This is a genomic window from Rosistilla ulvae, from assembly GCF_007741475.1.
GTDB lineage: Bacteria > Planctomycetota > Planctomycetia > Pirellulales > Pirellulaceae > Rosistilla > Rosistilla ulvae.
In genome coordinates, this window is record NZ_CP036261.1 from 2,059,313 (window position 1) to 2,074,853 (window position 15,541).

General features: G+C 56.4%; 11 protein-coding genes. 1 reads left to right on the top strand and 10 read right to left on the bottom strand.

Features of this window, described 5'->3' with window-relative positions:
• Nucleotides 1-48 precede the first annotated feature (48 nt).
• From EC9_RS07450 to EC9_RS07480, 7 genes are all read right to left on the bottom strand, one after another.
• Complete coding sequence (locus EC9_RS07450) at nt 49-1,413, bottom strand: DUF1552 domain-containing protein (RefSeq protein WP_145343701.1); 1,365 nt, start codon at nt 1,411-1,413, stop codon at nt 49-51.
• A gap of 13 nt (nt 1,414-1,426) precedes the next feature.
• Entirely contained in the window at nt 1,427-3,805 is a 2,379-nt protein-coding gene (locus tag EC9_RS07455; RefSeq protein ID WP_145343703.1) for a DUF1592 domain-containing protein, read from the bottom strand.
• 112 nt (nt 3,806-3,917) lie between these two features.
• Nucleotides 3,918-5,252 (bottom strand): Gfo/Idh/MocA family protein, encoded by a 1,335-nt coding sequence (locus EC9_RS07460; RefSeq protein ID WP_145343705.1) that lies wholly within the window; start codon nt 5,250-5,252, stop codon nt 3,918-3,920.
• Nucleotides 5,253-5,487: 235 nt separating this feature from the next.
• Nucleotides 5,488-5,874 carry a DUF3467 domain-containing protein gene (locus EC9_RS07465; protein WP_145343707.1) on the bottom strand — a complete coding sequence of 129 codons (387 nt, stop codon included), beginning with the start codon at nt 5,872-5,874 and terminating at the stop codon, nt 5,488-5,490.
• 402 nt (nt 5,875-6,276) lie between these two features.
• Nucleotides 6,277-8,514: a biotin/lipoyl-binding protein gene (locus EC9_RS07470; RefSeq protein WP_145343710.1), complete on the bottom strand. Its 2,238-nt coding sequence runs from the start codon at nt 8,512-8,514 to the stop codon at nt 6,277-6,279.
• 84 nt (nt 8,515-8,598) lie between these two features.
• On the bottom strand, nt 8,599-9,528 hold the full coding sequence (locus EC9_RS07475) for an efflux RND transporter periplasmic adaptor subunit (RefSeq protein WP_145343712.1): 930 nt from the start codon (nt 9,526-9,528) through the stop codon (nt 8,599-8,601).
• 128 nt (nt 9,529-9,656) lie between these two features.
• Nucleotides 9,657-11,711 (bottom strand): efflux RND transporter periplasmic adaptor subunit, encoded by a 2,055-nt coding sequence (locus EC9_RS07480; protein ID WP_145343714.1) that lies wholly within the window; start codon nt 11,709-11,711, stop codon nt 9,657-9,659.
• A gap of 563 nt (nt 11,712-12,274) precedes the next feature.
• Between EC9_RS07480 and EC9_RS07485 the strand changes: the two genes are divergently transcribed.
• A complete protein-coding gene (locus EC9_RS07485) occupies nt 12,275-13,162 on the top strand; it encodes a hypothetical protein (RefSeq protein ID WP_145343716.1) in 888 nt (295 codons plus the stop codon).
• 11 nt (nt 13,163-13,173) lie between these two features.
• On the opposite strand, the gene EC9_RS07490 is transcribed toward EC9_RS07485, so the two are convergent.
• The 3 genes from EC9_RS07490 to ssb form a co-directional block, all read right to left on the bottom strand.
• On the bottom strand, nt 13,174-14,016 hold the full coding sequence (locus tag EC9_RS07490) for a transglutaminase-like domain-containing protein (protein ID WP_145343718.1): 843 nt from the start codon (nt 14,014-14,016) through the stop codon (nt 13,174-13,176).
• Between the two features lie 404 nt (nt 14,017-14,420).
• The gene (gene rplI / locus EC9_RS07495; RefSeq protein WP_145343720.1) at nt 14,421-14,948 is read right to left on the bottom strand and encodes a 50S ribosomal protein L9; all 528 of its coding nucleotides are present in this window, start codon (nt 14,946-14,948) and stop codon (nt 14,421-14,423) included.
• A gap of 102 nt (nt 14,949-15,050) precedes the next feature.
• Complete coding sequence (gene ssb, locus EC9_RS07500; protein ID WP_145343722.1) at nt 15,051-15,533, bottom strand: single-stranded DNA-binding protein; 483 nt, start codon at nt 15,531-15,533, stop codon at nt 15,051-15,053.
• Between the last annotated feature and the right edge of the window lie 8 nt (nt 15,534-15,541).

Below are 15,541 nucleotides of genomic sequence, written 5' to 3' on the forward strand. Positions count from 1 at the left end.
GTGGCTTACACCCAATGCCACCGGTGCCAGAAAATCGTGGCGTTTGAATCAACTGAGTCGATCGATCACGCCGTTGCTGTCGCCGAACGATTCGCTTGGCGCACCGGCTTGTTGCAGCATCCAAAGATAGAGATTGCAGAGGGGCGTTTTCTTGGGGTAGACGATGTGTCGCCCGGTTTGAATCCGTCCGCCGGCGCGGCCGGCCAACAAGATCGGCAGGTCGTCGTGATTATGGCGGTCGCCGTCGGAGATACCGCTGCCATAGACGATAGCCGAATGATCCAACAGCGTTCCGTCCCCTTCGGGAACCTGTTTCAAACGCTCCAGGAAGTAAGCGAACCGCTGCGCATAGAAGCGATTGATCGTGGCGATCTTCGTCTGCTTCTCTTCACTCTTTCCGTGGTGCGACAGTTCGTGATGCCCTTCGCGAACCTCCAATTCCGGGTACCCCCGGTTGCTGCCGGCGTTAGTGAACATAAACGAAATCACGCGCGTGCTGTCGGTCTGCATCGCCAGAGTCATCATGTCCAACATCAGGTCGGCGTGCTTCTGCATCTCGCGTGGAACGCCCGCGGGACGCGGGTAATCGGGAACTCCCTCTTCGGTCGCGTCCAGTTTGTCGGTTCCGACGATTCGCCTTTCAATACTGCGAACCGAATAGAGGTATTCATCCAACTTGCGGCGATCCAATACGCCCAGTTGATCCTTCAGTTGGTTGGCTTCTTGCAACGCGAAATCGAGGACACTCTTGCGGTACTTGTGACGCGTGGCTCGGGCTTCGCGAACCGCTCCGCCGTCGCCGTGGCCAAACAAGCGGTCGAAGACCTTGGCCGGATCGATCTCTTTGGCGACGGGGGAAGTCGCGTTCCGCCACGACATGTTCGACGAGTAGGCGCAACTGTAACCGCTGTCGCAGGTTCCCGCTTGGGCACTGTTCTCGAGTCCCAATTCCAGCGAAGCAAATCGAGTCGCCGAACCAATCGCATCGGCAGCAACTTGATCGACCGAGACGCCGTTTTGGATGTTCGCGCCGTCGGTCTTCTTGGGATGCGCGCCGGTCAAAAATGCGGCGACGCTGCGGGCGTGATCGCCACCGCCATCGCCTTGCGCTTCGGCTCCCTTCAGCGCCAGGCCGGTCATCACGTTGAAGTCGGATCGATGGGCTGCCAGTTCTTTCAGCGTCCGCGGCAACTCATAATCGCTCCCTTCCTTCGAAGGTTTCCAATCCGGCATATGCATCCCGTTGGGAACGTACAGAAACGCCAGCCGCATTGGAATCGCAGTGTTTGTTGGGGCCGCGGCGGCGGTCAGGCAGCGGGTGGGCGACATCGCGTCCAGCAGCGGCAGCGCGATCGCGGTGCCGAGGCCACGCAGCAGGGTGCGTCGATTCAGAGTCGTTGCATGGGTGTTCATCCGTCTCATCACTCTATTGCCTCACGCCTTGCTTCTGGAATGGATCGCTTTGCACGATCCCCAAGATCAGTTCGGTGAATCGATAGTCGTTGGCCGCCAATCGATTCTGAATTTTGTCGACCGCGCACTTGTCGTAATATTCCAGCCCACGACCCAATGCGAAGGTCAGCAGTTTCTCGGTCACACAGCGAACAAATTGCTCGCGTTGCTGTTCGACCAAGACCTTCCGCAAGTCTTCGACTCCGGTAATCTTGACGCCGCCGGGCAGTTCGCCGCTGGCATCGACCGGCAGCCCATCCTGCTGCTGTCGCCATTGTCCGATCGCGTCGAAGTTCTCCAACGCAAAGCCCAATGGGTCCATCAATTTGTGACACGATGCACAGGCCGGGTTGTCGCGGTGTTGGACCAGTCGCTGGCGCATCGTGCCTGTCAATTCGGAGCGTTCCAGTTCGGGAACGTTCGGCGGCGCCGGAGGTGGCGGAGTCCCCAAGATGTTGTCCAGAATCCATTTGCCCCGTTTGACGGGCGAGGTCCGTGTTGGATTGCTGGTGACGGTCAAGATGCTCGCTTGAGTCAGCAGGCCACCGCGAACTCCATCTTCGAAGCGAACGAACTGAAATTCATCGCCACTGATTCCTGGCACGCCGTAGAACTTGGCAAGCCGTTCATTCAGATAGGTAAATCGGCCATCGAGTAGTTCGGTGATCGGGCGATCGTACCGCATCACCGCGGCGAAAAAGGTGAGCGTTTCGCGACGCAACAAGCCGCGGATCTCGTCGTCGAACTCGGGGAATTGACTCTGATCGGGATTCGATTTGCTGAGGTTCCGCAGCTGCAACCACTGACTGGCAAAGTTGTCGACCATCAAAACCGAGCGGGGATCCTTGAGCATCCGACGCACTTGACCAGCCAACACTTCCGGATCGTGCAGCGAATCGTTCCAAGCAAGCTTGAACAATTCATCGTCGGGCATGCTGGACCACAGGAAATAGGAGAGCCTCGCCGCCAATTCAAACGCGTTGACGGGCGGATAGACTCCGTTGGCATCGGGTTGTCGCGGCTGTTCGAACTTGTATAGGAAATGCGGCGAGACGAGGACCGCTTGGAACGCGACTTGGATGCTCTCATCAAACGTTCCGCCATCGTTGCGGACTTCGGCCGCCAACATCCCTAAGCGACGAATTTCATCGTTCGTCGCGGGCCGCCGGAACGCGCGGCTGGCGAATCGTTGGATGACTTCGGCCGCGGCCGACTCGGGTGTCCTGTCGCGACTGGGGGTGACAAAGATCAACTTGTGGTGTGTCGGGGGAAGATCGCCGACGACTTTGGAGTTGTCGACCTCCGATTGACCGCTCAACATCACATGGGCGATCGCAGCGTTGCGGTCTTCGCCTTTCTTGCCATCGGCGGCAGGCTTGTAATAGTCGTTGGTGAAGGTAAACGAGATCTTGTGTTTCCCCTTCGACAACTTCAGCTTGACGGAGTAGTCGGTCGGGTCGGACGCGGGAACATTGACGATTCGTTGCAGCTTGCCGTCGACCTTGACCTCGATCTTCACCGGCTCGTCGCCCGCTTGATCGCCATAGGCGGTTAAGCGGAGCTCGAATTGACCGGCGAAGGGAATCTGTTCCTGAAGATGAACCTCCCCGTAGGAATTCAACCTCACGCTACCGTTGCGTTTTCCGTACTTGTCCGCGTCGCCGAGGCTTTCACCATTGCGTTGGACACGGAACAATTGCGCTCCCGGAGCGGTCTTGATCGCTTGGCCCATGATCTCTTCAGCCGCCTGCAGATACTTTTCAAGCAGCAGCGGTGGCAGCGACAAGACGTCGCCGATGTTGTCGAATCCGTAACCGACGTCGTCGCCGGGAAAGTTTGCCGCGGGGGTGTAGTCGATGCCCGTCAGTTCTCGAATCGTGTTGCGGTATTCGCTGCTGTTAAGACGCCGCAGCGTGATCTTGCCAGGATTGACGTTGGGACCACAGTCGATCGAATTGGCGACCTCATCGATCAGATGGATCATCGCGGCCCGATCCTCTGCAGGCATTTCGGGCGAGTCCGACGGCGGCATGACTTCGGCTTGCACCTGCCGCAGGGCTCGCATCCAAGTTTCGCGATCCTGTCGCATCGCCAGCGCCGACGCGGGAGTCTCCAACGCAACACCTCCTTCGGCTGAAGAGGCATCGTGGCAATCCAAGCAGTACGTTTTCAGGAGCGGTTGCAGATCCGATTTCAGAATCTTATCGAGATCGGCGGCGCTACAGGTCGTCGCGAAAACGGAGACCAGCAGGCTTGGGATCAGCCAACGAATATGCGCTTGCACCGATCGGGAACGGCTTGCGATCCGATGATGTTCCGCGTCGACTGAAGAGAAGAGAGAAGAGTCGTTCACGTTAGCTGAAGGTTCCAATTTTCGAGATGCCGGTTGCCAGGTCTTCCCCGCCCGCCAGACGACGGCGCGGGGAGAATTCTGATGATTCAACAGGCATCGATTTTAATCGCGGTTAGACCAGTTTGGTCTTACCTGGAATGGCGTATTCGCCAGCCGGACGTTTTCCGTCCCAAGTCAGATCTTTCGGGAACAGGTCCAGCTTCGATTCTTTGCTGACAAAGTCCCAACTGACCAATTGCCCGGTGTAAGCGGCCATACGGCCCATCACGGCGGTCAACGAACTCTCGGCGGTCTGCTTGAGTTCGACGATCGGTTGGTTGTTGCGGACCGAATCGATCAGATCCTTGTGCTCTTGCTTATAAGCGTCTGCGATGCTGCCCTTCATCGACCACAGTTCCTTGCCACTGCGATCGACGATCCGCGAACCGGTGCTGCCGGCACCGATGTGGCAATTCGCTTCGGTACCGTAGATCACGTTGCTGTTGTCACCGCGGGTGCCAGGGACCTGGCGGCACATGAACGACAGATTGCGATCGCCGGGATACATGTAATCGATTTCCATGTTGTCCCACATCTCGCTGTCGTCGGGACGCGTGAAGCGGCCGCCGGAACCGTAAGCCGAGACGGGAGCGGAGCCCATGACCCAGTTCATCGTGTCGATGTTGTGAACGGCTTGTTCGGTGATCTGATCGCCCGAAAGCCAGATGAAGTGCATCCAGTTGTTCAGTTGGTACTCGGTGTCGCTCATCCCTTCGGTGCGGTTCTTGTACCAGATACCAGTCGAGCAATAGCGGCTGGTTGCACTAATGATATCGCCGATCATTCCGCTGCGGATCTTGTCGACAGCACCAACGTAGTTGACTTGGCGACGATACTGCGTGCCGGTAACGATCGACGTGCCGTTCTTTTCAGCCAATTCGTGGGCCTGCAGGCAGATCTGGTATCCGGCCGGATCGACGCACGAAGGCTTTTCAGCGAAGACATGCTTGCCCGCTTGGACCGCTTCGAGAATGTGATAGGGACGAAAGGCTGGGGAGGTCGTCAACAGCACGACGTCGACGTCGGGGTCTTCCAAGACCTTCTTGTAGCTGTCCAGTCCGGCGTACATTTTCTCGTCGGCTAGATCGATCTTTTCGGGATGGCGGCGGGTGAGCGTCGCTTTCAGGCGTTCGTTTTTGTCGGCGTACAGATCGGCAGCAGCGATCAATTTGATTCCTTCGTTAATCGATAGCGAATCGTTGATCGCGCCCGATCCACGCCCACCACAGCCGACGATGCCAAGATTGACGGTTTGCTTTTTCGTTGCTTCTTCCGAATGGACCATCGAAGGAACCGTCATCGCGGCGGCGGTCGATGCCGCAGCGGTCGCGCGTAGAAAATTGCGACGATCTGGGGTGGAAGTTTTTTGCCGATCGTCGTTGCGATTCGATGAAACTGCGTTTGGCATTGCTCTTTACTGTACTTAAAAGGTGGGAAAACGGGCGGATTGAAGGCTTCAGTATAACCGCAAAAGAACGCTTCAACCATCGTTTACAGCATCCAAATGTTCAGCGGTTCGAACCGCTACCGAGATCCGCGGGTCCTCTGTTTAACTATATGTCACGTTAACGTGAAATGCCCTCCCGCAGCAAACTACGGAAGGGCATGATTGGATCAGGTAGGTTCTTGGGGAGACCTGCTGCCTATTTATTTTCGCCTTGCTTTTGCTGCGTTGGGCGAACTCGCTTGTTGATATCGGTTTCCAATACGCCGAAGACGGCTTCGTGGCGGGCAACCGACATCTGCAATGCAGCCAACAGACGCTTTGCCGTGAAGAAGTTCACGATGATGCGTTGGTTGACGTTGATTGGGTCCTTGGGGACACCGATCGGTTGTGGGTTGAGGCCGAAATCGATGATCAGCTCTTCAGGCGATCCGGTTACGCGACAGAAGTTCGCATAACACGCTTGAGCGTGATCGTCGTTGACCTGAACTTGTACGGGTTGTGCTTGCGATTGAGCTGCTGGGGCTGCGGGTGCAGCAGCCGCTTGGGGCGCTTGCGCTTCGGGCGTTTCCGCGTCTTTGGTCATTCTATCTTCTCCAATAGGATGTCATTTTCCACCGTATGCGCGGCGGGCTGGCCGCACGCACCCACGATCACAAAACTTAAGGTTTGTTGCCACATTCTCTTAAATTCAACCAACTATCTTGCGGCAACAAGAGATAGTTGTTGTTTCGTTAGATCGACCAGTGGGAAGTCAAGTTCCAGTGAATACCCCTTGGGCGGTCATTTATCCTACAGTTGTTACGGGAAATGCCAGGTTGTTAACGATCGTCTCGACAACTCGATCGACCGACAATCATCCTCCGACGGATGCGATCTGATCGATGGCGATACCTTCGCAGGCCAGACAAAATGTAGTGGCGATCGTGGATCGTTCCAACGTTCCTGAAAGGTATTCACCGCCGGATCGTTTCAACTGGTGCAACCCTTAAAAATCAAACTGGAAGGTCTTGTTTAAGAACCGATAAAAACGCCAACCGAGCGACTTAGGTGCTGCGTTGATCTTGGCGGTGCCGCGATATCCAACCCGCATTCCTTGGGAGCCTTCGGTCAACGGAACCCGCGCTTGATAGGAGGCGTTGATCGGTCGCATGTTCCCGGTTTCGGGATCGATTTGAGTGTCCAGATCGCCGCCCGATTGGCTCGACAAACTGGCCGGTGAATACTTCATTTCGGTTCGCGAAATTTGATCGATTTGGCCGGATAAAACCTGCAATCGCCGGGCGTCGGCCTTCAGTTCAACGCCATCACCCTCTTTGATCAATTGGATGTCTCCTTGATCGACGACCAGGACCGCTTCGATATGGCGTGGATCACCGATCAAGCAGATCAGACTTTCCTGTGTCATCAAGGCACCGATGTTTTCGGGTTCCAAGGGAGACCCCGACCATTCGGGCAGTCGACCATCCTGCGGGTCTTCGTCGGGCTTGTCGGGCGGTGGAATGATCACTCCGGAGATCGGCGCTTTGATCTCCAGTTGATCGATTTCATCCTCCGCCTTGCGACGCAATTCGGCGACCGAATCGAGCATCTTTTTCTGCGTGGTCGCCTGTCCGCTGAGCGATGAATCGTAGCGTTTCAGCCGTGACAAACTGGCCAACCGGACCCCCGCGGTACGCTCTTCGCCTTCCAGTTCGGACAGCTTCAGCTCCAATTGCGAATTTGTTAGGACCGCCAGGGTATCCCCTTGTTCCACCGTGTCGCCCGGTTTGACCAACACGCGTTCGATCTGACCTGGTGTACCGGCATAAACCGATCGTGGGTCGGCGGGGCGGACTTCGAATGCACAATTAATGTGATACGGCAATGGCACGAAACAGAATGCCGCGATCGCGGCAGCGGCGACAGCAACGGTTGCGGCCAAACGAGAGCGTTTCACTTTTTGCATTCTCCCAGGAGTGCGAATGAATTTGATCGATTCCCAGATCGGTTTGGCAATCAAGCCACCAAAGCCAATGATTGCGAACAAGCGACCGAGGATCCGCAAACCGTACGGCTCGAGCACTTGGTTCAAGAACATTACGATTCCGATCACCACGACCCAGCGATAGATCACCGATGCAACGGTGAACATGCCAAACAGGAACCGGTTCCGTTGCGGTAGAAACGGATTCTCCTGAAGTTCCAAACCGAGGCAGGTTTCTTGAAACCAACGCTTCAAGGTTTCGGTGCTCTTTTGGCGTAGGTTGGGAATCTCCAACCAATCCATCAGGATGTAATAGCCATCGAACCGCAGCAGCGGGTTGGCGTTGAAGACGACTGTGCTGACCGAACAGATAAACATCGTCGCCAGGAAGGTGAAATTGAGCAGGCCTGGTTCGCTGAACCACCACAACCACGTGGCGAAGGAGGCGAGAATCAATTCGACATACATTCCGCCAGCCCCAATCCAGACTCGCTTCCATTTATTGGGAAGCATCCAGGAATCGGAGACGTTGCAATACAGGCAGGGTGTAAAGACCAGCAGCATGAATCCTAGTTCATGGCATTCGCCACCAAACCGCTTACAGGAGAGGCCGTGGCCAAATTCGTGGCAGATCTTGACGATCGCCATCAACAATCCCATGTAGAGCCAGTTTTCGGCGGCAAAAAATTCTTGGAACGTCGGCAGTTTCGACCGGAACAACTCAAAGTTCATCCCGACCAGAACCAGCGTGATCAATCCAAAGCCGACGAAAAAGATCAGTGCTGGAACGGTAAACACCCATCCTAAAACGGGGTTCATTCGACGCAGAATCCCCTCGGGGTCGATCCCCCGAAACCGAATCGCAAAGATGTTCGCTAGTTTCCCCAGCAGTTCCTTCTTCTTCTTTTCGCTGCCACGTTTCCGCAATTGGCCACCTTGGCCGGGCGAATTGGAGATCACCAATCCGCTGCGGTGCAGCATGCCGAGAAACTGTTGGAGGTCGCCAAAGGTGATTTTCTGTGGGGCAAATTCCTGTTCAAACCCATCTTTGATCTGCTGCAGACTGACGTGCCCATCGAGCATCTGCAGGATGAAATACTCCTCGTCGTGGAACCGGTAATACTGCAGCCCCACAGGTTCCTTGACGACCCAATAACTGGTCCCCTGATACATGTGACGGCTGCTCGTCAAATCAGGACGCTTCCGAACCGAAAGCGGTCGTGATGAGCTGCTGATGAGGCTGTCGGCGAGCGTTGTCATCGAATCTCAATCTTACGTGAGCCGACGGAGCGAAGGTCGGCGGAATGGGGTGTTGGGCATCCGAGCAACAAACGTGGGTAACAATTAGTTCAGGTTCTGGCCTGCAACGGGCAAGAGCTGCATTTCGGCGGGCATCCCGGGGCTGACGAGATAACGGCCCCCTTCGACTTTGTTGACGATCTTTGCCCAAACACGGTAGGTGTTATCGCTTTCCAGGATCGGACTGACGTATTCCAGTCGACTTTGGAAGTCGACATAGCGATTTCCGCCAACGTGAACGCGAATCGAAACGGGAGCACCGATCACGATGCGTTCCGGAGCGTCGAGCCCTGCGACATCCCCTTCGACCTTGATTTCGTCGATTCGCACGACGCGGACGATCGGAGTGCCCGCCTGAACCCATTCACCATCTTTGCCATAACGCTTGGCGATGATCCCGTCGAACGTTGCCGCGATTTCGCGTCGCTTGATCTCATGTTCGGCCAATTGGCGTTCCGCGGTTTTGGCAGCAAACGTCGCCTCGGCCACCTGTTGTTCGTTTCTCGCCATTTCGATCGCTAGTTTCGATCGTTCGGCTTCGAGGACTTCACGTCGCATGTCCCAGTAGGGCATCGCTTGTTTCTTGTGCAGTTCTTCCGCTGACTTCGCTTCAGCCCATTCGTATTCCATCGATTTTTCGGCGGCGCGAATGTTGACGTCGTTTTCGGCTTGCAACCGGGCCTGTTCCTCTTCGGCCTGCTTTAGCACCAGGTTCAGCTTGGCTTGTTCGGGATCGATCATCGCGATCACCTGGCCGGCCTTGACCATCTTTCCCTCTTCGACGATGCCGTTGTCGAGGAATAGGATGCCATCGGCGCCGGCGGAGATGCGATTGTCATCGATCGCTTCGACCAAGCTGTCGCGAACGGGGATCGGTTCGGACGCCGATTGCGCCCAGCCGAGGTTGTTCGACGCGCCCAGCGAAACAGCCAGGGCGGCGATGGCGAAGGAGTTGTACTTGGAGAAGGGATTCATTCGATTCACCGTAGCAGTTCAGATAAGTGGGCGATTGACGATCGCTGCGGGCCGATTGTCGATCGCGAATTCAGGGGTGGAACGGAGTCACATGGAAGCGGAGTGTTGAAAACGATTCGCTCGTGAGATCAAAACCATTTAAAGAGGATGGTTTGCAACCATTCGTAGGCACCATGGAACCAGACGAAACCGGCGGCACGTCGGCCGCAATAAACGTCGGCGGTCACCTTGGCACCGGGACGCGGTTGCAGTGTGGTCAGATCGATCGGTTCGGCTCGCAGGGTGACCACGTTTCCTTCTTCTTTATCGGGTTCGGCCCGCAATTCCCGCGACGTCAGCAACGCTTTCATCTCGTGGTCCGGATCGGTCGCCAAGATGAAGGTGACCGGCAGCGGTTCGCCATCGGCGGCTACCACCGCGCGATCCAAGTGGTCCATCTTCTTCTCGGGCATCTTTAATTTCAGATGCATCGGTTTGGATAGATCGGCGACCGTCAACAGCACTTGGCCGGTGACGACGGGGCGTGAGCGGAGAGTCTTTTCGACGTCCCAGGTAACGATCTGGCCATCGATCGGAGCGGTGATCGTCAGTTGTGCCAAGCGTTCGTCGAGCAGTTGTTGTTTCCGCAGCAAGCTGTCCAGTTCGGTTCGCTTCTCCGCCTCTTCTCCCTTCAGGCGGGTCTCTTCCTGTTCTTCCCCCGTGCGTGAATTGCGGACGTCATCGAGTTCGTAACGAATGCGGGTCAGCGAGGCTTGGGCGGTCCGAATGCGTCCCATCGTGTCCGCATAATCCTCCTCGACTTGGCGATTTCGCAGCTTGACCAACAGCTGCCCCTTGGTGACGTTCATGCCATGCACCGCGGCGACCTCGATGATCTCGCCATCGATTGGCGCGAAGACCTCTTGCCGCACTGTCGGTTGCAGCGTTCCAGGGCAATCGAGCGTGAAGTCCAAGGGGACGAAGATCATCCCCAGAATTGCAGCGGTTAGAAGCGCCACGACGGCAATTGTTTTGGGAAGAGTTCGCGCCTTGATGATCCATGCCGCTTTGCCCAACGTTCGCCAGACAGGCATCAGGAACAAATTGTTGTGCTGCATCGAATTGGCGATCGCGCGGGTGCCATGTTCGTAGACCAGATTGACCCGGCTGCGAAAAACTTCATCGGGCAGATTGCTCTCGATCTGTTCGACGATCAACGCGCCGATCACGTCGCCCCGGTGGGCATTGTCGCGTTCGATCTCACCCACGTTTTTGTTCAAAGCGTCGTCGTTGCCGCGACTTGGTTCGCGCAGCGGGAGCACGGCGATATGTCGTCCGTACGATTGATCGACATAATCCTCGACAGCTTCTTCGATCTGTGGGGGCAGGTCTTCGGTCGACCCATCGTGCCATAGCGGTTCGCCGGCAGCCACAACGCGAGTTGCCAGATTGTTCAACGAAGAGACGATGTTGGAACGGTTTTCGATCGTGTCCTGCCCGCTGATCGCCAGCACCTTGCATTTGCGACCACGCATGATCGCAACGCTGACGCGATCGCACCCGATCATCCGACGTCCTTCGTTGGCGATCACATAGGCTGTCTCTTTCAGGTCCAACGATTCATGGGCCGCCCGCGCAAAACCATCGGCTTGATGCCACAGCACTTGGCGATCGGAGAACAGACGCAGCTGTTGCCCCTTCAGCCAATCGCCAGCGAGTTCGGACATCTGTCCCAAAAATCGCAGGTAACCCTTTTGTGTTTCGGGGGGGGAATCGGGACGCTGAAAGACTTCGATCAAGCCTTCGACTTGGTGCTCGCTGCGCAGCGGAGATAGGACCAATAAAAAGCGGGTCGGATTGCCTTCGGCATCGCCATCGGTGGTTCCCGAATAGGGCGGAACCAACAATTGCTGCCCTGCGCCGGCTACGCGTCGCAACAAGCGGTTGTGCTTGTTCGCGTCGTCGGAGTCCTCTTCCAGCAGCGTCTGGCTGGTGTTGATTTGATACTCCAGCTTCAATTGGCGGTCCTCGTCGAACAACCAAATGGCGCCCCCCACTGCGGCCAGCGCGGAGATCACGCGCTGAAGCAATTGAGGGTAATACTCCTCGGCCGGAGCTCCGCTTTTGGACAGCGCCGCGATCTCGTTGACCAAGCCGCGAATCTGATTTTTGGTTTGTTCAACCGTTTCTTGATTGACAGCCATATTCTGCTGTGTTCCGGAACGAGGAAGAGAGTCTATTTCAAACTTTCACCGACCCTAGCGAGCTGAGTGCTTGCTTCAGACAACTTCACCCTATCGCAAACTTGTTGGATCTCCACCGCCAAACGTTGGGCATGTAGATTTCTTAAATCTTCGATGCGGAAATTGTCGAATGTTAGGATTCTTGCCGGGTGTTGCTTTAGTGCAACGCTGGGATCTTCGACCCCAAAGCTGCCTGAAGAGTTCCCCAGCTAGAATAACCTATCGGCAGCAGCTTATACTAAATGTATAAGCAGTCTGTTGGATTGCAACCGTTTTGCCGAAATTGCGGGGAACCAAGCGACGTCGATTTCCGTCTGATTCGCACGGTTCGATCGGCCTTCCCTCGTCTGGATGGTCTCGGGATTTCAGGCGTTATGTCCGTTGTGACCGTGTCGGTTTATCAAGGTTTTTCGCAATTCATCTGCCGCCGGTCGGCGAGTTGTCGAGTTTGCCAGCGCCGTCAATCAAAGTGTGCGTCACCAGTTCGGACAAACATCGCTTTACGGATCGCTTGGACGTAGTGCATGAACGAAGCAACACTCGTAGAAGCTTTCCGCGGGATCCCGCGGCGCGATTCGGTTCGCGTGGGAGTTCAAGTAGGCAAGCTGCGCAAGGTTTGCCTGGGGGACCAGGCGTTGGAAGCCTTTTTTCCCGAGTCGCTAGACATTTTGTTGCGATTGTTCAACGCGTCGGCTGGAGCATTTTGGTTTCGCCCGTTTAACGCCGCTACGTTGTTCCCCGTCTCTCGCGTCGGGTTTGAACAGTTGGCGCTGTCGAACTCCTGTCTGTCGGATTGTGAGCAGATGGTTCGCGGTGCCTGGCAATCGCTGGGGCCGCAGGTCCGTCCGATCGATCGGCCGTTTGTGTCTTTGATCGGTCCGATTCGCGATGGATCGACCGCGATCGGGGCGTTGCAGTTGGTTGCGGAGTGCGGGGACGAGGATCCGCAACAGCCAAACGTCGCTTATGCGAAGGCCCTGTCGGCCGCTCTGTCGTTGATCCAACCAGCGATCCGGCGTCGCATGCAAGTTGGTGAGACGTCGATTCGCGAAGCGACCGACCGTTTGGCTCAGCTAGCGGATCAATTGACCGGGCTGCAGCGATCGATGCGGCATGCGATCGATCAGACCCTGGGGCAGTTGCGCGGTGCTTCGTTTGGATCGTTGACGGCCAATCAGCGATTTACTCGTGTGATCCAAGACCTGCTCGAAACGCACGGGCTCCGCGTGGTTTGTCCGGAGTGTGGTGCCGCAGCGATTCTCCGCTGTTCCAAGAATCCTCGCGCTCGCGATGGAGTGTTTGTCTTCGACCATAGCCTGGCAGGCCGACGGACGTTTCACGGTGGATACACCACGCTGCCGGTGCTTCAGGTTGTCAGTAAACCGCCGCGGCGCGGTAAAGCGATACGTTGATCGGCTTTGGTCTACGCGGAACTGAGGCCCGAGCGAACGTCGTCGGAGCCGGGGCCTCCGTTGAACGAGTCTGAATCGTTCGCCCAGACACACATTTCAAAACAGTCGGCCGCGCCGACCATCGTTGCAAAGGCAACGTCGGCGGCGTCGCGACCGGTGCCGATGCGAACGAATCCGCCAACGGGTGCCATCCGCGTGGCATCGAACAGAAACCAACGGCCATCCAAATACGCCTCGAAGAATCCGTGGAAGTCGGGTGGTTGGAGGTGGACGGCATAGCCGGCGACGTACCTTGCGGGAATCCCCATCGCGCGGCAAAGGCTGATCGCAACGTGGGCGTAATCGCGGCAAACTCCAGTCCGCTGCAGCAGGACGTCGCAAGCCGTCGTCGTTGGTCCGGTGCTTCCGGGTGTGTAGGTCAGATAGTCGAAGGTCCAGTTACAGATCGCCGTGACGCGCGAGTAGCCGGGCAACAGCGAACCGAACTCTTCCATCGCAAATCGATTCAGTTTGTCCGACTCGCAGTAGCGACTCGGGTTCAAAAAAATTAACACCTCCGGCGGCAGGCTGCTGTAACTCGATTCGTTCACGTTGTTTGAATCGACTGCCGCGGATTGTAATTCGACCTCCGCCTGATACCCGATTTTCAGCTGTCCCGGTTGGCCGATCAGGCGAAACAGCCGGTTTCCGTGGGGGCCAATTTGGCACTGTTCCAGCTGTTGGAATGGGGTGACGTCGATCTGTTCGTTGCGGATCTGTTGGTAGTCGTTCATCGCCGCCGAGATGTTCAACAGAAAGCTGGTCGGGGTGAAAATGTTGTATTGCAGCTGGCAGCCCACAAAAATAATGCTCATTGAATTCGCTTTGTTCTACGATTCGAGGTCAAGCGGGCGCGGATACGGATGTCCGCGGTGCAGCGGTGTTTGGGGGCACCCCCATGTCATTGTGCCCCTGCGCTACCGTGGGGGCAATGATTGGGGCGATGGAATCTGCAAACGCAAACCTTGCTGGGCCCGGTGATTTCCGTTGCGGTCGCAAGGGGAATAGGGTGTCCAGCGATCATCATCCTAGCAAATCGGTGCGGAACAAATGCCGCATAGCAAACCGTGCGATTGTTGGATGGTGCCGGTGCAAAGAGAATCCCATGCAGGTCGTTGCGGCAAGGGAAGCTGTAGAGAGAAGGGCGCAACGTAAAACGCCCAGCGAAGCCGCTGGGCGTTTCGATTGTTGTTGTCGCAAGCCGCGCGGGCTGCGGAGGCTATTCGCCAGCAGTCACGGTTGGAACAACCCAGACCTTCAAGTCGACTTCGACTTCCGAGTGCAGGTGAACCTTAACTGTGTAGAGGCCCAATTCTTTGAGTGGACCTTGGAGGCGAATTTGGTCATCCGCCAACGTGAACCCAACTTCCTTGAGAGCTTCGACGATCTCGTGCTGCCCGACGCTGCCGTACAAGTGACCTTCGTCGTTCGCGTTGGCTTCGATCGTGATCGATTGGGTGGCGATCTGATCGGCGTATTGGCGCAGTTCGCTCAGCTTCTCCAATTCCAGTTGGTGCAGCTTCTCGCGATGCTTTTCGACCATTCGCTTGTGGTGATCGGTTGCGATCGTCGCCATACCTTGGGGCAGCAGATAGTTCATCGCGTATCCGCGACGGACCTCGACGATGTCACCCTGTCGGCCCAAGTGCTCGACGTTGTGGATCAGCAACAGGCGGATGCCGCCGTTTTCGCCCTTAGGGAGACGCTTGTGGGCACGGTGCAGTTTTTTCTCTGTGGTTCTTGGCATTTCAAGTGCTTTCGCAGTGAATCAATCTATGTGAATGAGGAATCCAAGTTCGCTCCTCGAACCTGGGCAGTTTTGTCAAACAAGGCTTCCGCCAGTGGTTCGTTAGAACGGGATGTTGGGATCGCTGAAATCGTCTCCGCCGGACCTTTCGGCGCCGGCCGGGTTGCTGGGGGCAGCAGAATGGTGCGATGGCTCTTGGAAGGCGTGTTCTTCGCCGCCGACATCGCGATGGCTGCCACCGCCTCCGCCCGACCCACCACCGGAACCGAGCATTTGCATCCGGTCGCAGACCACTCGCAACTTGCTCCGTTTCTGTCCTTCGGTTTCCCAGGTATCGAGTTTTAATCGACCTTCGACCAGCACGGGAGATCCCTTGCTCAGATACTCGCTAGCAACTTCTGCCGTGCGTCCCCAGAGAGTCACATCGACGAATGTGGTTTCATCAACCCATTCGCCCGTTTGTGACTTGCGTCGGTCATTAACAGCAAGTCCGATATCGGTAACGGCGGTACCACCTTGGGTGTAACGCAGTTCGACGTCCCGCGTCATATTGCCTAGCAGTATCACACGATTGTAGCTTGCCATGATTGGTC

What these genes read in the sequence shown, in the direction of transcription:
- EC9_RS07450 (WP_145343701.1), bottom strand. Translation starts at nt 1,413, where the DNA reads ATGAACACCCATGCAACGACTCTGAATCGACGCACCCTGCTGCGTGGC.
- EC9_RS07465 (WP_145343707.1), bottom strand. Translation starts at nt 5,874, where the DNA reads ATGACCAAAGACGCGGAAACGCCCGAAGCGCAAGCGCCCCAAGCGGCT.
- EC9_RS07490 (WP_145343718.1), bottom strand. Translation starts at nt 14,016, where the DNA reads ATGAGCATTATTTTTGTGGGCTGCCAGCTGCAATACAACATTTTCACC.
- rplI (WP_145343720.1), bottom strand. Translation starts at nt 14,948, where the DNA reads ATGCCAAGAACCACAGAGAAAAAACTGCACCGTGCCCACAAGCGTCTC.
- EC9_RS07475 (WP_145343712.1), bottom strand. Translation starts at nt 9,528, where the DNA reads ATGAATCCCTTCTCCAAGTACAACTCCTTCGCCATCGCCGCCCTGGCT.
- EC9_RS07470 (WP_145343710.1), bottom strand. Translation starts at nt 8,514, where the DNA reads ATGACAACGCTCGCCGACAGCCTCATCAGCAGCTCATCACGACCGCTT.
- EC9_RS07485 (WP_145343716.1), top strand. Translation starts at nt 12,275, where the DNA reads ATGAACGAAGCAACACTCGTAGAAGCTTTCCGCGGGATCCCGCGGCGC.
- EC9_RS07480 (WP_145343714.1), bottom strand. Translation starts at nt 11,711, where the DNA reads ATGGCTGTCAATCAAGAAACGGTTGAACAAACCAAAAATCAGATTCGC.
- ssb (WP_145343722.1), bottom strand. Translation starts at nt 15,533, where the DNA reads ATGGCAAGCTACAATCGTGTGATACTGCTAGGCAATATGACGCGGGAC.
- EC9_RS07460 (WP_145343705.1), bottom strand. Translation starts at nt 5,252, where the DNA reads ATGCCAAACGCAGTTTCATCGAATCGCAACGACGATCGGCAAAAAACT.